Origin of the sequence: Mucilaginibacter achroorhodeus (genome assembly GCF_007846095.1) — a bacterium.
Classification (GTDB): Bacteria; Bacteroidota; Bacteroidia; order Sphingobacteriales; family Sphingobacteriaceae; genus Mucilaginibacter; species Mucilaginibacter achroorhodeus.
Genome location: NZ_VOEI01000002.1, coordinates 57,310 through 75,736 on the forward strand (window position 1 = coordinate 57,310; position 18,427 = coordinate 75,736).

Here is an 18,427-nt window from a genome sequence, read left to right on the forward strand (position 1 = left end):
ATGATATAATTAAACTACTTTTACGTTAACGGCATTTAAGCCTTTGCGACCATTTTCAACGTCGTATTCAACTTTATCGTTTTCACGAATTTCGTCGATAAGGCCTGTTGAATGAACAAAAATCTCTTGGCCACCATCTTGTGGTACGATAAAACCAAAACCTTTTGTTTCGTTGAAAAATTTAACTGTTCCTTGTTTTTGCATTATAATATTTATTAAAGTGCGCAAGGTATGCATAATAATCGGGATTACAACTATTTCATGTAATAGCTTATCAGCTGCATAACAGTGTACTTTAAGCTACTACAGATAGTTGCCTGCCTCCTAAGGTGTTTTCAGAATCTTTAACAATGGTTTTGATCTTCTCGTCGAGCTCATTAATGGTCACTTCCATCAGGTCGAAATAATCAAAATTGATCTTTTCCATCTTGATAAGGTCCATAATACCCAATAAAGAAGCAACAGGACGACGCAGTTCGTGTGATTGGATAAGGGCTATTCTTCTTAACGCTTCGTTTTGGACGTTTATGTAAGCCTCCTGCCTTTTATGACGTGTTATATCTGCTGAACTTAGTGCAACACCTATAATATCACCATTATTATTTTTCACAGGGATAAAAGTGGTTATCTTCCAGCATGCGTTGATAGTTCCTGCCATCATCATCCACTCGCGTTTTATCGCACGCCCCGATAAAGCCATTTTAAAGCATTTTTTAAACTGGCTCAATATATCAGTATCGGTATAATCTAATATGTTATCCCGATAAGCCAGGGTGTGCTTATAATTCTGTTTAACAAAATTTTCGGCTGATTTATTGAAAGCGATGACCTCAAAGTTGCTGTCAACCAACAGGTGCATATCGGTAGAACTGTCAAATATAGCCTTCAGTTTTATCTCAGATTCGCTTATAGCAAGTATTTGGGCCTGCTCTATCTCATGTTTATGTTCAAGAGTTTTTAAACTCCAGTTCAGTTCCATCAGGTGTACTACCTGTTTTGCCATTACCAGTAACGTAGTTTTTTGGTGCTCGGTTAGTACACGCGGCTTGGTATCAATTATACAAAGGCTGCCCACCGCAAATCCGTCTTTAGTGATTAATGGTGCACCGGCATAAAAGCGCACGAAGGGGGCGCCTGTAACAAGTGGGTTACTTTTAAAATGTTCGCTTAAATGAGTGTCAGCTATAACGTTAAGTCCGGTATGTTTAATAGTATCGTTACAGAATGCCACCTGCCTGTCTGTACAAGTAAGATCGGTTCCTACAAAGGCTTTAAACCATTGGGTGTCTTCATCAAGCAGGGTCACGAGGGCAACCGGCGCGTCACATATTACGGCCACAAGGTTTACAAGTTCGTTCAGGTCGGTAGTTATATTAGCGTCGAGCTGTTTAAATCTTTCAACAGCTGTAAGCCTTTCTTCCTCCGTATAATTCATGCAGTTAGGTATTGCTGTTTACATAGTGCAAATTGCACCTATTATACATTAAATGCCTTTAAATGTTTGTTATACCAATTTGTGGTGCAACACATTCATACAACTTTATACGTAAAAAATTTAGCTAACGTTGGCTTCAAGCCTAAGATTTTCGAAATTTTTTTAACAAAAACGACAACCTAAAGGAATATTATGTTTTAGACGGTCAATATATTGCTTGACCGTAAAAATCAGAGTAATGTAACTTTTTAGTGATAATCATCTAAAAACGTTGAAACAATAAAAACTGAAGTGCAAAAATTATTCAGAGTAAACGCTTTCCACTTTATCGCGCAGATTATAATTTGAAGCCATCACTTCGCCATAAGCACCTGCCGTACGTATAGCGATCAGATCGCCACGGAAAGATTGCGCCAGATCTACATCTTTTCTGAAACAATCCGTGCTCTCGCAAATAGGGCCAACAACGTCGTATTTTGTCGGTGCAGAGTGTGCAGCATTACCAGAAATATCTCCGGCTCCTTCGCTCCTCGCTTCGGTACCTCTACTCAAATTTTCTATCTCATGATAAGCCTGGTATAGCATAGGGCGCATCAGCTCCGTCATACCGGCATCAAGGATAAGAAAGTTTTTCTTTTGGCCGTTCTTCACATAAAGCACTCTGGAGATCAGCGACGAAGACTGTGCCACTAATGCACGACCCAATTCAAAATGCACTTCCTGACCAGGTTTAACATTCAGGAACTTACTGAATACCTCGAAATAGCTTGCAAAGTCCGGTATGTTTGTATCAGGATTATAATAGTCGACCCCTAAACCGCCGCCCGCGTTCAAAACCTTTATCGGGAAACCTCGGTCTTCAAACCACTCGGCTATTTCGTTGATACGTGTGCAAAGATTTCTGAAGACCTCCATATCCGTTATTTGTGACCCGACATGGAAGTGTATGCCTAAGAATTTGATGTTCTTAAGGTTGCGTAATGCTTCGGCAACATCGTTTAATTGCCAGGTATTGATACCGAACTTATTTTCGTCAAGACCTGTAGTTATAAAATGATGCGTATGCGCATCAACATTGGGGTTAATGCGGATAGCAACGCTTGCAACTTTTCCTTTGGTCTGTGCAAGTTCATTGATGATCTCTAACTCCTGAACGGACTCTACATTAAAACAAAAAATATCGGCCTCTAAAGCGTAATTGATCTCTTTATCAGATTTGCCAACACCTGCAAATACCACTTTGCCTTTATTAAAACCATGTTCAATGGCAGCTTTAACTTCGTTGCCGCTCACGCAATCGGCACCAAATCCATATGATTGCACCATACCAACTACCTTACTGTTAAAATTTGCCTTCATGGCGTAGTGCACATGGAAATTGTATTTCGCTGAAGCATCGAGACAAGCATCAAGCGTATTTTTTAACACGCCAAGATCATAGTAGTAAAAGGGTGTTTCAATATTGTTGAAACGTTGTATGATGTTATTGTTGAACATGATTGTAAGTCAAAATTAACAAGCCAAAAATATAAATGACTTCCCGTAATGAGTGCTTAAAACAATCTGCTGTGCAGACTTCTTAAAACCTCTGTTTTTTGTTCTGTTTTAACCAGCAATGATAAGTTATGATCGCTGCCGCCGTATGATATCATCCGCACAGGAACATGCTTTATGGCATCAAGTACCCTCGCTGCGTACCCGTTCTTTTCGGCAGCAAAATCCCCTACCACACAAATTATGGTGTGGTTTATATCTACGTCAACAGTACCGAATTTGCCAAGCTCTTTATTAATCTCATCCAAATAAGTAGTGTCATCTATTGTTAATGATACTGCCACTTCTGATGTGGTGATCATATCTATAGAAGTACGATAACGCTCAAACACCTCAAATACCCGGCGTAAGAAACCGTGCGCCAGCAGCATTCTGCTACTTTGTATCTTAATAGCCGTAATACCATCTTTCGCCGCTATGGATTTTATTTTGTCCTTTTCGCTGGTATTGGTTATCAATGTGCCGGCAGCCTGCGGATCCATAGTATTAAGTAGACGAACGGGAATCTTGTATTTCTGCGCCGGAAAAACGCTTTGAGGGTGCAATATCTTGGCACCAAAGTAAGCAAGCTCGGCAGCCTCATCAAATGAAAGCTGCGCAATAGGTTTTGTATTGTTAACTATCCGCGGATCATTGTTATGCATACCGTCGATGTCCGTCCATATCTGCACTTCCTCTGCATGGATACCTGCACCGATCAGTGAAGCGGTATAATCGCTGCCGCCGCGGCGAAGGTTATCTATTTCGCCAAATGCATTACGGCAAATAAAGCCCTGCGTGATAAATAGGTTTACATCCGCATGCTTATCCAGTATAGGCTGTAAGTGCGTGGTGATATGGTCAACAATCGGCTCATTATCCTCATCTATACGCATAAAATCAAGTGCCGGTAACAGCACTGATGGCACACCAATTTCTTTAAGGTAGATATGGTACAGCGTGGTAGATAGCAGTTCGCCCTGCGCCAGGATAATTTTATCTTCAATAGATGTAAACAGATCATTAGCAAAGCCGCTTAACAAACCAAAGTGATGATCGATAACCTCCTTCGCTTGCGCCTGATACTCCGGGTTACTGAAAAGTTGTTTTACTACAGCTTCATATTGCTGTTTTAAAGAAGATATCAGCGAAGCTGCTTTGGCCTTGTCAGAGGTGAGGTATGCCTGCCCTATCTCAACCAGGCTATTAGTAGTGCCAGACATGGCCGATAGCACTACAATTCGCCGTTCATTCGGGTTTATAATATCCAGCAGTTTTTGCATACGGGCGGCACTACCGACCGATGTTCCGCCAAATTTTAAAACTTTCATTGTTTATTTCCGTTTACCACAAATGATTGATATTCTTGTATCAATATTTGAGGCGCTAAAAATAGGATTTTAAACCACTTATCTTCTTAAAATGATTAAAATAAAATTCGGAACGGATGGCTGGAGAGCTATCATTGCCGACGACTTTACCTTGGAAAACGTTAAACGCGTAGCCTATGCTACTGCGCTGTGGCTTAAAGACAATTTTGAAAATCCATCGGCTTTGGTTGGCTGCGATCCCCGCTTTGCGGGCCCTATGTTTGCCGATGCAACTACTTGTGTACTGGCATCACAAGGTATAAAAGTACATCGTGCCGAAAACCTGTTTGTTTCAACTCCGATGATCTCTTTGGGTACGGTACGTACTGGCTCATCGGCGGGTATAATCATTACTGCCAGCCATAACCCGCCTGCTTACAACGGTTATAAAATTAAAGCGTTTTACGGCGGCCCTGCTACACCTGATGATATTGAAAAAGTAGAAAGCCAGATACCTGATACCATCGACCTGCAATTAAAAACCGTTGCAGATTATGTTACTGAAGGGCTTGTTGAATATATCAACCTTGAGGATATGTATGTTGAACATGCAGAAAAAAGCTTTGATATAGCTGCAATTCGCGATAGCGGATTACAATGGGCTTATGATGCCATGTATGGTGCAGGCCAAAATGTAATGCGCCGCTTGTTCCCGGATATTACCTTCCTGCATGCAGATTACAATCCAGGATTTGATGGCCAGGCACCAGAGCCTATCCAACGTAACCTGCAGGAGTTTGAGCAACTGATCAAATTGTCTGAAGGCGAAATTGCATCGGGTTTGGTTACTGATGGTGATGCAGATCGTATAGGTTTGTATGATGCTGATGGCAACTTTGTAGATTCGCACCACATTCTTTTGTTACTAATTCACTACATGTACAAAGTGAAGGGCGAACGCGGCGAAGTTTACTCAACCTTTTCTTGTACCAGTAAAATACAGAAACTGTGTGATGCTTACGGCCTTAACAATACCGTTACCAAAATCGGTTTCAAATACATCTGCGACCTTATCGTAAACTCAGGCAAACAATTTATGGTTGGTGGTGAAGAGTCTGGTGGTATTGCTGTTAATGGCCACATCCCGGAACGCGACGGCGTTTGGATAGGTTTGATGATATGGGAGTTTATGGCAAAAAGCGGCCGTTCGCTTAAAGAACTTGTTCAGGAGATCTATGATGTTGTTGGCAAATTTGCTGTTGAGCGTTATGACCTTCACGTTACCGAAGAAAAGAAACAAGAGATCATTAGCAATTGCAAAAGCGGTAAATACCAATCCTTTGGTAACCTTAAAGTTGATCGTACTGAAGACCTGGATGGCTTCAAATTCTTCTTTGAGAATGAAAGCTGGGTAATGGTACGCCCATCTGGTACCGAGCCTGTATTACGTGTTTACGCCGAGGCACCAACTACTGCCGAATCATTTAAAATATTAGATACTGTAAAAGCTGATCTTTTGAAATAAAGATCAGAATTTACAGGATTTTAGAATTATCAGAATATAAAAAGGCTTGCTTCGGCAGGCCTTTTCTATTTAACTTCTTGGATGATATTCAGTAATAACGCTTTTAAGATACTGCCTGTCCAGGTGGGCGTAGATCTCGGTGGTTGTGATGCTTTCGTGGCCCAGCATCTCCTGCACTGCACGCAGGTCAGCGCCGCCTTCAACCAAGTGCGTGGCAAACGAATGCCTGAAGGTGTGCGGACTTATAGTTTTCTTTAACCCTATTTTCTCTGCCAGTTCTTTGATAAGTAGAAACACATAAACTCGCGTAAGCCTTTTGCCCCTTCTATTTAGGAAAACAATATCCTCCTCTCCTTTCTGTACCGGGGTGTGCACACGTATCTGTTCTATCCATATTTGCAACGCTTTTATGGCTTGCCTTGCAATAGGCACCAACCGCTCTTTGCTGCCTTTACCTTTCACTTTTATATACTCATCATCCGCATGCAGGGAGAGATTAGATAAACGCAGTTCCGTCAACTCTGATACCCGCAAACCACAGGCATATAAAACTTCCAGCATGGCTTTATTACGGCCGCCTTCGGGTTTGGATAGATCGATGGCTGCTATCATGTTCTGGATATCATCGTAACTCAGCGTATCCGGCAATTTGCGTGCTACGCGCGGCATCTCCAAAAGCTCTGATGGGTTGCTTTGAATAACATCATCAAGCAACAGAAATTTATAAAAAGATTTAATGCCTGATAGGATGCGCGCCTGCGACGTAGCGGTCATTCCTAATTCACTTATCCAATTGATAAAATCTCGCAGGTTTTGAAGCGCAAATTTATCAGGTTGCAGACCAGTCAATTCGGCGTCAGCAAACTGATGCAGTTTCTCGATATCGCGTGTGTAGGCCTCGATGGAGTTGCCTGCAAGCGACCTCTCCAGCTTTAGATAGGTCTTAAATCCTTTTATTGCCGATGCCCAATCCAAATTATTTTAGTTTTGATGCTTTATAGCTAAGTTTGAAAACAAATGAATATACAAATTATCAACGGGCCAAATTTAAACCTGCTTGGCGTACGCGAGAAATCCATTTACGGCAGCGCCGATTTTGAAAGCTACTTAGCCGAATTAAAAGCAAATTTTCCGGATGTTAATATCAGCTACTTTCAAAGCAACGTTGAGGGCGAAATTATAAATAAACTACATGAAGTTGGCTTTAATTATGATGGTGTAGTACTTAACGCCGGTGCTTACACCCATACATCCATAGCTATAGCTGATGCCATTGCAGCAATTAATACACCCGTGATTGAAGTACACATATCAAACGTTTACAAACGCGAAGAGTTTCGTCACCATTCTATGCTTGCCGCAAGTTGCAAAGGTATTATTGCCGGTTTTGGTATGCACTCGTACAGGTTGGGAATAGAAAGTTTGCTACTTAAATATTAATCCGCTGAGGTGTTCACGTTCACGCACGTGAACACCGTGAACATACGTGAACGCTCGTGAACACCTGGTGGCAGGTTAATAGCGCCAAGTTTTTAACTTTTGACTTTCTCCACTTCCAGCTCGGTAAACCGGTGCTTTTTACCGAAAAAGAAATCCCAAACAATGCTTCGGTAATACATGCCGGTCTGGCTCTTACCCCATGCAACTTTTGACTTTTGACTTTTAACATTTGACTTAAACAACTGCCTGACAAAGTTTTGATGCGCCCGACTTACCGCCCAGGCATCTTTGCGTTTACCTTCCATCATAAAACGCACCAGGGCAAGGAGGTCCATCCAAAAACGCAGATTGATCACCCAAAAGGCACGCCATGCAGGCAGATTATTCTTTAACAGCAACAGGTTATTACGGAAATTAAGGTAAGTTTTAAACGGGTTTTCGGAATTAAGCGTGCCGCCACCTACATGGTATACGGTTGATTCGGCGCAGTACATCACCTTATATCCCATGTTTTTTAAGCGCCAGCAAAGGTCTATCTCTTCCATATGCGCAAAAAAGCTTTCGTCGAAACCACCGGCTTCGTCCCAATACTTTTTCTTTACAAACATGGCCGCACCTGTAGCCCAAAAAACCTCGCAAGTATTATCGTATTGCCCTTTATCTTCTTCTATCTCATAAAAAATTCGGCCTCTACAAAACGGATAACCAAATTTATCTATAAAGCCACCAGCGGCACCGGCATGCTCAAAATGCGTTTTTTGATGATATGCCAATATCTTCGGCGCAGCAGCAGCAATAGCATCATCACTTTCCATTAAGGCTATAACCGGTTCTATCCATCCGGGCTGTACCTCTACGTCGGAGTTCAGCAAAATGTAATAGTCAGCCTCAACCTGCGCCAATACCCGGTTATAGCCACCTGTAAAGCCATAGTTCTCTTTATTCTCAATGATGCGTATCTGCGGGTACATACCCTGCAAAAATGCTACAGACCCATCGGTTGAGGCGTTATCGCCAACAACGATATCCAGGTTAGGCCAGGTAGATGCAAGCACATAGGGCAAAAAATCGCGGAGGAATTTTATGCCGTTCCAGTTCAATATCACCACGGCAACTTTAGGGGTGTTCATCATAAGTTCAGGTCCTCCGGCTTGTATTTCCACCGGCGATGGCTCCACAGCCAGTATTGCGGTTTTTCCTGTATTAATTTATCTAAGTATTGTACGTGCGCTTCGGTAATTTCGTGTCCTTCAGTTTTCTTAGGCTCTTCAATCAAAGGCACCAGGGTGTAGGTATAATAGCCTCGTTTAACCCTATCTATGCGGTAAAATAATACAACCGCATCAAGCAGTTTAGCTAATTTCTCGATCCCTAAAAAAACCGCAGTTGGCTGGTTCAAAAAGGTAGTGAAATAATTTATCTCATGCATATTAGGCGTTTGGTCGCTCACCAGAACGCTAAAACTCAGCTCATTCTTAATGGCGATCATCGTCCGCAACGTTTGTTTCATAGAAACCAAAATGGCACCGAAGCGTGCGCGCACTTTGTTAAACAGGTCGTCGAACTGCGGATTTTTAAGCGGCTTATAAACTATCACCCTCTTCTCTTTGGTAAGCAAACCAAATGCAAGTGCGGCCATCTCCCAATTGCAGTAATGCCCGGCTGCTGCTATAATGCTTCGGCCCCGGCTAAAGTAATGTTCTACCATCTCCGGGTTAGTAGGCTTCATACGCTTGCGCAATTGGATCTCGCTAACCGTTATCATCTTAACGGTTTCAACCATCAGGTCGGCAAGGTAGTGGTAGTACTGCTTTTCAATTTTTCTGCGTTCAGCCTCACTCCTCTCTGGGAACGCGTTCTTCAGGTTCTCGCGTACTACGGGCACACGATACTTTACCAGGCTATACAAAACAAGGTAAATAACATCGGCAATGGCATAAAGCAGCCAAAAGGGCAATAGCGAGATAAGGTATAAAAAAAATATACCCGCACCCGAAGCCGCTTTTCTTAACATTTTTACCAATTTTGCCACAAACATAAAAAATATATATGATTGCCAACGGTGCTGTTTTACCGATGTTTTACCTGCCCCCGGTTGAGTATTTTACAAAGCTGAATACCTTTAAGCCTGATGTGGTTTTTGATGTGGAAGAACATTTTCCAAAACAAACCTATCGTAACAGGGCCAACATCTATTCGCCGGATGGTTTGTTAAGCCTGGTAGTGCCCGTAGTAAAGGGATCAAAAAACCACACCAAAACTAAAGATGTTAAGATAAGCTACGATTTTAGATGGCAGCGTTTACACTGGATGAGCCTACAGGCATGCTACCGCCGCTCGGCTTACTTTGAATATTACGAGGCCGATTTTGCTCCTTTCTACGAAAAACGTTACGATTACCTTTTAGATTATAACCGCGAACTGTTTGAGCTGCTGCTTCGCCTCACCAAGAATAAACTGGAGGTCAGTTTTACCGATACGTACGAGACCGAATACCCCGGCCTGACGGATCTGCGAAATGCTTTTAACGCAAAAGCAACCCTCGCCACAGAACAAAAGCAATACTTTCAGGTTTTTGAAGAGCGGAACGGCTTTTTGCCCAACCTCAGCATTGTAGACCTGCTGTTTAACCAGGGCCCGCAGGCTGCAAACTACTTGTAAGCATCACAGTAAAAACATGAAGTCATACTCAGGCAGGGTACATTATAAGCATAAACGGCGCAAGTACGAGGTTGGTTCGCAACCCGGCACTATTGACATACCTGAGGATGCTAAAAAACCTAAAATTGAGGTTTATTCATTTAACGATAAAGACCTGCAAACCAGCAAGGGCACTAACATGGAAACCATCACCAAGCAGATGGCCAAATGTAAAGACCATACCCACTGGATAAAAATAAACGGCCTGGGCGATGTGCAGTTGATGGAAGACATTGGCACTTTTTTAGGCATCAACCATTTGGTGTTAGAGGATATTGTAAATACACACCAGCGACCTAAGTTTGACGAGTATGAGGGTTATGTATTTGCTACCAGTCGAATTTTATACCTCGACAAGAATAACGAGCTAACCAATTGTCAGTTCAGTGGGATTGTTAAGGATAATATATTCATAAGCTTTGAGGAAGATTACAGCGATTACTTTGCGGCTGTTAAAACCCGCCTTAAAGCCGGCAAAGGACTAATTCGCACCGGCGGACCAGGTTTTATCCTCTACTCGCTAACCGATACCATACTGGATAACTACTTTGTGCTACTTGCGCAACTCGGCGACCGTATTGATGAAACTGAGGATCTGCTATATGACCACCCTGACAAGCGCATTATGTTTGATGCGCAGCAATTGAAACGCACGCTTATCGTGATCCGCCGTGCGTGCTGGCCCGAGCGTGATAAGATCAACGACATGATCCGTAGTGAAAACCCGGAGATAAATAAAGATACCAAAATTTACCTTCGCGATGCTTACGACCACTGTATACAAGCCATGGATATGGTGGAAAGCTACAAGGAGGTTACCAGCAGTATCATTGATCTTTATCTGAGCATGGTAAGTAACCGCATGAACGAGATCATGAAGGTGCTAACCATCATTTCGGTTATATTTATACCACTTACCTTTATTGCCGGTATCTACGGGATGAATTTTAGCAGGGAAGATGCTCACGGCCGTCTTATACCCGATAACATGCCAGAACTGTATGCTCACCATGGTTACGTTTATACCCTTATCGGGATGCTTGCCCTTGCTGTAGTACAACTATTTGTATTTTGGAGGAAGGGTTGGTTCAATAAGTTATAGATCTATGGAATCCCTGAAGTTTGCAGAAAAGATCATCATCAACCAAGCACCATCTCTAATTTTCGACTACACTCAGGATTATAATAGCAGGTTAAAATGGGATACCTTCCTTAAGGAAGCAAGACTTATCAATGGTGCTACCGAAGCGGGCAAAGGTGTACGGGCATGGTGTGTTGCACATAATGGCTTGGGCATGGAGACTGAATATGTATCTTACAACCGCCCAAAGGTTACCGCCATTAAAATGACCAAAGGGCCTTACTGGTTCAGATCTTTCTCTGGATCATGGAATTTTAAGGAGCTGGAAGCTAACGAAACTGAAGTTTTGTTCATGTACTCTTTCCAATTACGTTTTCCTTTCAATCTCTTTAAAAGTCAAATAAAGAGAATTTTGCAGAACAATGTTAAGCAACGCCTCAATGACCTTAAACGAGCCGTTGAGGCACTGCCTTTATAAATTAATAACGATTTGGAAACCCATGCGCAAGAGCCCGCTGCGGGTTAACCAGCTCTGCCACGGTTACATCTAAAACCTCTGCAACCTGCAGCAATTTTTCAACAGTTAATTTTGAGTAACCCAACTCTAACTTTGAGTATGCATTTTGCGAGCATTGCATCTTTGCCGCCATATACTCCTGGGTGTAATTCCGTTTTTCGCGGATCAACCTTATATTAAAAACGATATCTTCAATCTTTTTATCAAACTCCGACTTCATAGTTTAAATCTGTGTACTAAACAGACTTACGAAGCAGATTAAGGCTTGGATTTATCGACTGGTTTAATTTTTTAGTTTAGAATTAATAATTCAGAATATTATATGCGGCTGTATCTCGCTTTTATCTCCCGGAGTATCTTATCAACGCCATTTGTTTTAATCTCGAAAACTGTGCTCAGCATCATGCCCAGTTTGCCGGGCGGGAAACCACCACGACTTTGCATCCATTCCAGGTAGTGTACCGGTATATCGCAAAGCAACTGGTTTTGGTACTTGCCGTAAGGCATACGGGTGTTTACAATATCAATCAGTATCTGCGGGTTTGGCGTAACGTTCTCCACGCTGTAAAAGTAACACAATATAGCTTACCAAAGCTGTTTAACTAACCAAAATGCCGCCACCGAAGCCGCTAATGCCAAACCGACTGTTTGTTTTCTATTAGTTGTTTGCGGGGGGATATAACGCACCCCGTTTTCATCGGCTATGGCGCTGCTGCGCACATAACGGCCCTCTTTTGGTACGGCCAATGCCTCAAACCGGTTGGCCAGAAAACTTAGTGAAGTAAGCAATTCGCGGCCACGCATTACCGGCCCGTGGCCGGTGGCTACAATACGTGGTTGCAGCGCTGCCAGCTTACGCACAGAGCGCGCCGCAGCGTACCAATCTGTAGTCAAATATTTTGGCGGGCCGCTGATTTTTTTTATGTAACTGAGTGCATAAATTGCAGATTCTGTACGCGTTGTTGTAAACGCATCGCCAGCTATCAGTGTTGTATTCAGCGGAAAAAACAGTGATATATGGCCAGGCGTGTGGCCCGGTGTGTGTATAACCTTCCATTCGGGCAGTTCGGGGATACCATCATACGGATCAATTTCGCGCAGGTTGCGGCTAACATTGATGGGCGTTGTGCGCCACATCCACGAGATAAGCGTCATGAAGCCGCCGCCTACACTGGTATCAGCCGGCGGGTATGATGAACGGCCTGTTAAATATGGAACTTCAAGCGGATGAACGTAAACCGGAACATTCCAATGTTTGAGCAGTGCCTTTAGCGAACCCGAATGATCTGCATGGCCATGAGTTAGCACTATAGCGGTAGGCTTAGTACCCAAACCAAACAGACTCTCCGCCATTTCAATAATCTTATCTTCCGAACCCTTAACGCCTGTATCAACAAGAACCCAGCCTTTGCCTACACCACGGCGATTTGCGATCATGTAAATGTTTACGAATAACAAGCGCATGCCCCACACACCCTGCCCTACCTGGAAATATTTAGAACTCATTACGTTAACTTAGTTTTAATTGGTTATGATTTTAACACAAGCATTCGGCCAAAGTTTATAATGTAACTAAAATTGTTAGTAACAGTGTTGTTGTGAAAAATTTTAGAAAACAAAAAAGGCGATAGTTACCTACCGCCTTTCCAAGTCATAATTAAAAACTATTTCTTTTTATCCCATTTCTTTTCAAGCACTTTCATCCAGTAACCACCTACTACGCTGCGCGCCTGGAAACCTACCTGTTTGCCGTTGGTAGTTTCGTGCCAGTCGCTTAGCGGTACGCGGGTTGGCGTTTCTGTAGCGTATTTATAGATAGGACCTACCAACGCCTTAAAATCATTGGCATCACTTGTTAAAGAGCCTGTCCACATGATCCAGTCTGATTTAGTATAAGTTTTACGGCTATCAAGCGGTAAACCAAACTCGTTCTGTTTAGTAAGGTAATATTTTATCTCACGATCATATACACTCTGCGGGAACAGATTTAGCTTAAGCATTTTATCCCAAACTAAGTTATACTTCTGGCTCCAGGTATCAGGTTTTTCAAATACCAGTGAGTAATGGTCGCCAGCATCAGCCATTTTCATCCAGCGGCCAACGTAATCTTTTGCAATAGCGCGGTATTTTGTGGCAGTTGCTTTGTCGCCAAGCATGTCGGCCATCATAGCATAGGCACCTATACCATTGATAGCCTTTAAAGACAAGTTTGCGTTACGCGCCAGGTGACCGGCAAAGTCATCGGTACATAATTGGTTTGCGGGATCTAAACCATCCTTTACCAGGAAGTTAACCCAGGTAGTTAGTGTTTTCCAATGTTTTTTTGCATAAGCAGCATTACCCTCCGCCTTTGCAATTGCGGCGGCAGATAAAACCATATTACCTGATTCTTCAACCGGCATATCCTCGCCGTAGGTTTGGCCGTTGGCTTGCGGGTAAGTGCCCAGGTCATGGGCTGCCCATGGCTTGGAAAATTTGCCGCTCTCGCTGTAGTAGAATATACCATTCATCATGCCCTTAAGCAGATCGGGATTATAAACCAGGAACAGCGGCGCCGATGGATAGGTAATATCCACCGTATTGATAGAACCATTACTGAAGTTTTCTTTAGAAAGGAACAACAATTCGCCCTGCGGACTACGTACCAAAGCGTGTGCAGCAATGGTTTGGCGGTATGCAATAGCACAAAGCTTAGCATACTCAGCACCACCGGCAGCAGCCGCTTCGTTGTAGATCTTAGCATCAAAGGCCTTGCATTTAGCCACTGTAGCTTTATAGTCTGCAGCAGCTTGTTTTAACTGGCCAACAATGGTTTGGTTACCGTTTTGGTTCCACCATGGGCGCAGGTTTTTACCGAAGTATTGGATGGAATAAATATCATCGTATCCCAATTCAACAAATTTTTCCACCGGTGCCGCACCTACCTTACCAAACGGAATAACCGTATTAAGAAAAACGCTTGTACCTTCTGCTATCGGGCCGGTTTTAACATTGCCGGCAAATGAACCAACTGCCTGGTTATCATTGGTGATGTACTGCGATGCTTTTTCTGTAACCGGTGCAGCTACGTAGAAGTAACCCCAATCAATACGCACATCATCTCCGCGTTTCTTAAGGATAGGTTGTTCTTTAGTACCAGTTTTTAAGATGCTTAAACCGTTGCTAATGGTTTCTGAAGCCGTTACTTCCTGCGTAGGTTTGTTACGGGCCAGATCGGCAGACGCACCTAAATAAACCTGCACATTATGCGTTTTACCGTCATTGGCTTTCACATTGTAAGTTATATAGCTAACAGGCCTCGCCATCAGGCTTAGGTTGTCCATTAGCAATGGCGAAGTAAAAGTTAGCTCCAGATCGGTTTTACCAGCTTTAAATTTGTAGATGGTACGGGTAGCAGTAATTACTACCGAGGTTTGCTTTGCGTCTTTAAGACCTTCATATTCTGCAGGTTCTGATTCTTCGGCAAAACCGGCATCAAGCCAGGCACCGCCGCCGGTATTCACACAATGCATAGCAAGAACGTTCTCACCATCGCGCAATTTGTTTATAGCACTTTTGCCTAACTCAATCGCTTGCAGATCGCCGTTGGCGCCATCGCTATGATTTATTTTTTCACCGTTAAGGTAAACATCCGCCTCATCATCATGGCGAAGGCGAAGTATCAACTTGTTGATATCCGTTTTAGTGAATGTGAAGGTACGTCGTATCCATAGGTCGTGCCCGTTCCAAACAGTTTTTACCTGTTTAGCATCATCACCAAATGGCGCCATGCCGGTTTTCCAGTTTTTATCATTAAAGCCGGTTTCCTCCCAGCCTTTGCCCGGGTCGGTTTCCGTGTACTTAACTGAGTGAGGTTGTTCTTCACCGGCAGGTACCAAAGTGCGATAGCTTACGGGTTGTTTACCCATAAAACGATAAGTTTCGCCATCAACTTTGATCAAACCTAAAAGTGACTGATGTTTACCTGTCCAATGATTAGTGGTAGATTCATTCAACTCATCCGTAAAAGACCATACGCTAAAATACGGGGTATGGGTTATCAATGGATAGGCGGGCGCTTTGGTTGCCTGCGCCCCCGCAAATTTGCATGCGAATAGCGCAGCCGCCGTTAAGGCGTACTTGAAAGTGCTTTTCATAAATAGATGTATGTTTAACAGTTATTAATTGATATCGCTAAGATAGTCAATTAATCGGTTTAGCCTAATAATTGTGGCTTAGTTGTATAAGTTTCCCAAAGCAACTCGCCAAATAAGGTATTTGCCCATGCAAACCAGCTACGGGTAAACTTAGTTGGATCATTTTTATGGAACGACTCGTGCATAAAACCTGTACCGCCATGTGTTTTGCGTAACATCTCAATACATTCTTTTATCTCTGTATCATTGTTACTGGTAAGCGCACGAATGATGATACTGATAGGCCAAACCATATCCTTGCCAATGTGCGGGCCGCCTATTCCCTCGCCTGCCGTGCCTTTAAAAAAGAACGGGTTGTTCAGTGATAGAAGCATTTTGCGGGTGTTGAGATATACCGGATCAGTATTTTTGATCGCATCAAGATAAGGTAAGCCCAGTAAACTCGGTACGTTGGCATCATCCATTAGGTTGAAGCTTCCGAAGCCATTCACCTCGTAAGCATATATCTTTCCATAATCCGGGTGATCGATCACGGCGTGTTTCTGCAGGGCTGCATTTACCTCGTTTGCCAAAGCCGTTAACTGGCCGGCAAGGGCTGTATCTTTTGAGATCGTGCTTACCATCTCCGCAGCTTGGTTTAAGCTCACTACTGCAAAGAAATTTGAAGGGATAAGAAACGAATAGATAGTAGCATCATCGCTTGGGCGGAATGATGAACAGATCAAGCCAACAGGCTTTACAGGGTAGCCAAAACCATTCATCGGCACACCATCTGTAGCCCATGCTGTTTTACGCTGGAAAGAGTATGGGCCGTCGTTTTCCTTACGCTGTTGCTCTTTAAAGGTTTTCAATACGCTTTGTATGGCAGATTTCCAGCGGGCATCAAATGGCGAAGTATCTCCGGTTAATTTCCAGTATTTGTAACCCAAACGGATGGGATAACATAACGAATCGATCTCCCATTTACGCTCATGCAAGCCCGGTTTCATATCGGTTACATCATCCTTCCACTCGCCTACTTTGTTAGGGTCGTCATAGAAAGCGTTCGCATAGGGGTCGCGCAGTATATTGGTAACCTGACGGTTGATAACACCCGCAACCAGGTTCTTCAATTCTTTATCTTTATTAATGAAAGCAAGGTACGGCCAAACCTGTGCACTGCTATCACGCAGCCACATGGCATCAATATCTCCTGTAATTACATAGGTGTCAGGTTTGCCATCAACCAGTTTATAGGTAACGGTAGTATCAAGCGTATTTGGGAAACAGTTTTCAAAAAGCCAGCCCAGTTCAGGGTTTTTCACCTTTGATTTAAACTCACTTATCGCTTTCTCAACAGAGGTACTTTTAAAGTGGCGTTTAGCCGCAGGTACTCTTACAACCGGAAAAGCAGCCGAAGAAGCTGCCAACGAAAACTTATTCATTAAAACGCCTGCACCAAGTAAGGTGGTACTGCCTATAAATTGCCTTCTCTTCATTATTCTATTTTGGTAGTGAAAATTTTTTGAAGTAAAAATAAAAAATCTTCCTGCTTTGCAGCCGGAAGATCGTTCTCAATTGTTTAAAGTTTTCCCGCAGCCTTCAGTACTGCAGCAGCCTCTATCGTAGTAACACCACTTATTTGGGTGGTTAGATCTGTCGCCCCTGATGGTTTTGTTTTCCAGTCAGGACTCACCATAAAGTCCGGCCTGCTTATCCCTTTAGCAAAAAGGGTTTCCGCATTGTATTTTAAAAATGCAACGTATGCATCCCTGCTTGCCGATGGCACATCCTGCTTAAGCGCTACCAGGGTTAGGTAACGTACCAGTATGCCTTTGAACAAACCGCCATCGCCCTGGCCTTCGTTCCTTAGCAAGCCGCCGGGTGCAATATCAAGGTCTTTGGTAGTTGCAGTGGCGTTAGTGGCTGCATCATTCAGGTAGCTTGCATCGCCGGTTGCGTTGTAAAGCTCAAGGGCAGCTCCCATAAACACACCCTGGTTGTAGGTGAATTTATTTTTGTCGATAGCGCCGTCGCCTTTAGAGTTTACGCCATCCCAAACTATACCACTTGCATTAAATAGCTTACCCTTTAACCAAGAGTAAAGTTCTTTAGCCAGGTCAAGATCGGCCTGATTTTTCTCTAATTGATATAAACGTGCGGCAAAAATTATCGCCGGTGCGTTAGCAGGTGTATTTTTATAACCTAACTGCGATTTTCGCCAGGCTATGCCGCCACCCTGCTGATCGTTCTTACCTTTTTTTATGTCAGTCCAAAGTGTTTTGGCTGCGGTTAGGTAATCAGCGTCATTAGTAGCCTGATAAGCGCGCAAACTCGCTAAAGCCAGCCACTCCATATCGTCATAGTAATCGTTCTCATAACGGTTACCATTAGCTTTGTAAGTGCCCGTTAATAACGATTTCATGCGTTGTTTGTAAACATCGCTTTTGGTACGCAGGTAGGCATCGGTAAAGGCATCAAGCGTATGTGCCTGTGGCCAGTAATTGTAAGTTGTATTGCCTTGGTTGTTGGCAACAAAGTAATTACCGTTTGCAGAAAGGAACGTTGAATATGTTTTATCCTGCAGCGTATCTGCTGTTTTGCTGTAGGTAAAATCAAATTTTTGAGACACTGCCTTATCGCCGTAAAGCGGAAAAGGTTTGTCTTTTAAGCAGGATGTGAGTACCAGCGTTGCTGTACACATCAGTGCAAACCGCTTTATATTTTTGATATCGATTATCATATTAAATTGGGTTTATAATGTACGGCAG

The 18,427-nt window shown here is 43.1% G+C and carries 18 protein-coding genes; 5 read left to right on the forward strand and 13 right to left on the reverse strand.

What is annotated here, in order from left to right; all coding sequences use genetic code 11:
• Positions 1-9: 9 nt before the first annotated feature.
• The 4 genes from FPZ42_RS06270 to FPZ42_RS06285 all read right to left on the reverse strand — a co-directional run bounded on the left by FPZ42_RS06270 (position 10) and on the right by FPZ42_RS06285 (position 4,299).
• The gene (locus FPZ42_RS06270) at positions 10-204 is read right to left on the reverse strand and encodes a cold-shock protein (protein ID WP_146269647.1); all 195 of its coding nucleotides are present in this window, start codon (positions 202-204) and stop codon (positions 10-12) included.
• A 91-nt stretch (positions 205-295) separates the two neighbouring features.
• Complete coding sequence (locus FPZ42_RS06275) at positions 296-1,435, reverse strand: GAF domain-containing protein (protein ID WP_146269648.1); 1,140 nt, start codon at positions 1,433-1,435, stop codon at positions 296-298.
• Positions 1,436-1,735: 300 nt separating this feature from the next.
• Positions 1,736-2,932: a diaminopimelate decarboxylase gene (gene lysA / locus FPZ42_RS06280; RefSeq protein ID WP_146269649.1), complete on the reverse strand. Its 1,197-nt coding sequence runs from the start codon at positions 2,930-2,932 to the stop codon at positions 1,736-1,738.
• 56 nt (positions 2,933-2,988) lie between these two features.
• Positions 2,989-4,299 (reverse strand): aspartate kinase, encoded by a 1,311-nt coding sequence (locus tag FPZ42_RS06285; RefSeq protein WP_146269650.1) that lies wholly within the window; start codon positions 4,297-4,299, stop codon positions 2,989-2,991.
• A gap of 91 nt (positions 4,300-4,390) precedes the next feature.
• Between FPZ42_RS06285 and FPZ42_RS06290 the strand changes: the two genes are divergently transcribed.
• Positions 4,391-5,803 (forward strand): phosphoglucomutase/phosphomannomutase family protein, encoded by a 1,413-nt coding sequence (locus tag FPZ42_RS06290; protein WP_146269651.1) that lies wholly within the window; start codon positions 4,391-4,393, stop codon positions 5,801-5,803.
• Positions 5,804-5,872: 69 nt separating this feature from the next.
• Here the strand turns inward: FPZ42_RS06290 and xerD are convergent, their stop codons facing one another.
• On the reverse strand, positions 5,873-6,778 hold the full coding sequence (gene xerD, locus FPZ42_RS06295; protein WP_146269652.1) for a site-specific tyrosine recombinase XerD: 906 nt from the start codon (positions 6,776-6,778) through the stop codon (positions 5,873-5,875).
• 42 nt (positions 6,779-6,820) lie between these two features.
• Between xerD and aroQ the strand changes: the two genes are divergently transcribed.
• A complete protein-coding gene (gene aroQ, locus FPZ42_RS06300) occupies positions 6,821-7,243 on the forward strand; it encodes a type II 3-dehydroquinate dehydratase (RefSeq protein WP_146269653.1) in 423 nt (140 codons plus the stop codon).
• A gap of 92 nt (positions 7,244-7,335) precedes the next feature.
• On the opposite strand, the gene FPZ42_RS06305 is transcribed toward aroQ, so the two are convergent.
• Together FPZ42_RS06305 and FPZ42_RS06310 are read right to left on the reverse strand one after the other, a co-directional pair.
• Positions 7,336-8,376 (reverse strand): glycosyltransferase family 2 protein, encoded by a 1,041-nt coding sequence (locus FPZ42_RS06305; RefSeq protein WP_391561003.1) that lies wholly within the window; start codon positions 8,374-8,376, stop codon positions 7,336-7,338.
• Positions 8,373-9,257, reverse strand: coding sequence for a lysophospholipid acyltransferase family protein (locus tag FPZ42_RS06310; RefSeq protein ID WP_146269654.1), 885 nt, complete (start codon positions 9,255-9,257; stop codon positions 8,373-8,375). The genes FPZ42_RS06305 and FPZ42_RS06310 overlap by 4 nt, the downstream gene beginning before the upstream one ends.
• A gap of 35 nt (positions 9,258-9,292) precedes the next feature.
• Between FPZ42_RS06310 and FPZ42_RS06315 the strand changes: the two genes are divergently transcribed.
• Genes FPZ42_RS06315 through FPZ42_RS06325 form a run of 3 tightly spaced genes read left to right on the forward strand, consistent with a single transcriptional unit; the run spans position 9,293 to position 11,502 of the window.
• Complete coding sequence (locus FPZ42_RS06315; RefSeq protein ID WP_146269655.1) at positions 9,293-9,904, forward strand: WbqC family protein; 612 nt, start codon at positions 9,293-9,295, stop codon at positions 9,902-9,904.
• Positions 9,905-9,920: 16 nt separating this feature from the next.
• Entirely contained in the window at positions 9,921-11,045 is a 1,125-nt protein-coding gene (corA, locus tag FPZ42_RS06320; protein WP_146269656.1) for a magnesium/cobalt transporter CorA, read from the forward strand.
• A 4-nt stretch (positions 11,046-11,049) separates the two neighbouring features.
• Positions 11,050-11,502: a type II toxin-antitoxin system RatA family toxin gene (locus tag FPZ42_RS06325; RefSeq protein ID WP_146269657.1), complete on the forward strand. Its 453-nt coding sequence runs from the start codon at positions 11,050-11,052 to the stop codon at positions 11,500-11,502.
• 1 nt (position 11,503) lies between these two features.
• Here FPZ42_RS06325 and FPZ42_RS06330 read toward each other — a convergent pair whose 3' ends face one another.
• The 6 genes from FPZ42_RS06330 to FPZ42_RS06355 form a co-directional block, all read right to left on the reverse strand.
• The gene (locus FPZ42_RS06330; protein ID WP_146269658.1) at positions 11,504-11,761 is read right to left on the reverse strand and encodes a helix-turn-helix domain-containing protein; all 258 of its coding nucleotides are present in this window, start codon (positions 11,759-11,761) and stop codon (positions 11,504-11,506) included.
• A gap of 98 nt (positions 11,762-11,859) precedes the next feature.
• Complete coding sequence (locus FPZ42_RS06335) at positions 11,860-12,102, reverse strand: DUF3820 family protein (RefSeq protein ID WP_146269659.1); 243 nt, start codon at positions 12,100-12,102, stop codon at positions 11,860-11,862.
• Positions 12,103-12,126: 24 nt separating this feature from the next.
• Positions 12,127-13,047, reverse strand: coding sequence for an MBL fold metallo-hydrolase (locus FPZ42_RS06340; protein WP_146269660.1), 921 nt, complete (start codon positions 13,045-13,047; stop codon positions 12,127-12,129).
• A gap of 158 nt (positions 13,048-13,205) precedes the next feature.
• Entirely contained in the window at positions 13,206-15,677 is a 2,472-nt protein-coding gene (locus tag FPZ42_RS06345; protein WP_146269661.1) for a glutaminase family protein, read from the reverse strand.
• Positions 15,678-15,736: 59 nt separating this feature from the next.
• On the reverse strand, positions 15,737-17,155 hold the full coding sequence (locus tag FPZ42_RS06350) for a glycoside hydrolase family 125 protein (protein WP_146269662.1): 1,419 nt from the start codon (positions 17,153-17,155) through the stop codon (positions 15,737-15,739).
• An 83-nt stretch (positions 17,156-17,238) separates the two neighbouring features.
• Positions 17,239-18,399: a glycoside hydrolase family 76 protein gene (locus FPZ42_RS06355; RefSeq protein WP_146269663.1), complete on the reverse strand. Its 1,161-nt coding sequence runs from the start codon at positions 18,397-18,399 to the stop codon at positions 17,239-17,241.
• Positions 18,400-18,427 lie beyond the last annotated feature (28 nt).

What these genes read in the sequence shown, in the direction of transcription:
- FPZ42_RS06270 (WP_146269647.1), bottom strand. Translation starts at nt 204, where the DNA reads ATGCAAAAACAAGGAACAGTTAAATTTTTCAACGAAACAAAAGGTTTT.
- FPZ42_RS06275 (WP_146269648.1), bottom strand. Translation starts at nt 1,435, where the DNA reads ATGAATTATACGGAGGAAGAAAGGCTTACAGCTGTTGAAAGATTTAAA.
- lysA (WP_146269649.1), bottom strand. Translation starts at nt 2,932, where the DNA reads ATGTTCAACAATAACATCATACAACGTTTCAACAATATTGAAACACCC.
- FPZ42_RS06285 (WP_146269650.1), bottom strand. Translation starts at nt 4,299, where the DNA reads ATGAAAGTTTTAAAATTTGGCGGAACATCGGTCGGTAGTGCCGCCCGT.
- FPZ42_RS06290 (WP_146269651.1), top strand. Translation starts at nt 4,391, where the DNA reads ATGATTAAAATAAAATTCGGAACGGATGGCTGGAGAGCTATCATTGCC.
- aroQ (WP_146269653.1), top strand. Translation starts at nt 6,821, where the DNA reads ATGAATATACAAATTATCAACGGGCCAAATTTAAACCTGCTTGGCGTA.
- FPZ42_RS06305 (WP_391561003.1), bottom strand. Translation starts at nt 8,376, where the DNA reads ATGATGAACACCCCTAAAGTTGCCGTGGTGATATTGAACTGGAACGGC.
- FPZ42_RS06310 (WP_146269654.1), bottom strand. Translation starts at nt 9,257, where the DNA reads ATGTTAAGAAAAGCGGCTTCGGGTGCGGGTATATTTTTTTTATACCTT.
- FPZ42_RS06315 (WP_146269655.1), top strand. Translation starts at nt 9,293, where the DNA reads ATGATTGCCAACGGTGCTGTTTTACCGATGTTTTACCTGCCCCCGGTT.
- corA (WP_146269656.1), top strand. Translation starts at nt 9,921, where the DNA reads ATGAAGTCATACTCAGGCAGGGTACATTATAAGCATAAACGGCGCAAG.
- FPZ42_RS06325 (WP_146269657.1), top strand. Translation starts at nt 11,050, where the DNA reads ATGGAATCCCTGAAGTTTGCAGAAAAGATCATCATCAACCAAGCACCA.
- FPZ42_RS06330 (WP_146269658.1), bottom strand. Translation starts at nt 11,761, where the DNA reads ATGAAGTCGGAGTTTGATAAAAAGATTGAAGATATCGTTTTTAATATA.
- FPZ42_RS06340 (WP_146269660.1), bottom strand. Translation starts at nt 13,047, where the DNA reads ATGAGTTCTAAATATTTCCAGGTAGGGCAGGGTGTGTGGGGCATGCGC.
- FPZ42_RS06345 (WP_146269661.1), bottom strand. Translation starts at nt 15,677, where the DNA reads ATGAAAAGCACTTTCAAGTACGCCTTAACGGCGGCTGCGCTATTCGCA.
- FPZ42_RS06350 (WP_146269662.1), bottom strand. Translation starts at nt 17,155, where the DNA reads ATGAAGAGAAGGCAATTTATAGGCAGTACCACCTTACTTGGTGCAGGC.
- FPZ42_RS06355 (WP_146269663.1), bottom strand. Translation starts at nt 18,399, where the DNA reads ATGATAATCGATATCAAAAATATAAAGCGGTTTGCACTGATGTGTACA.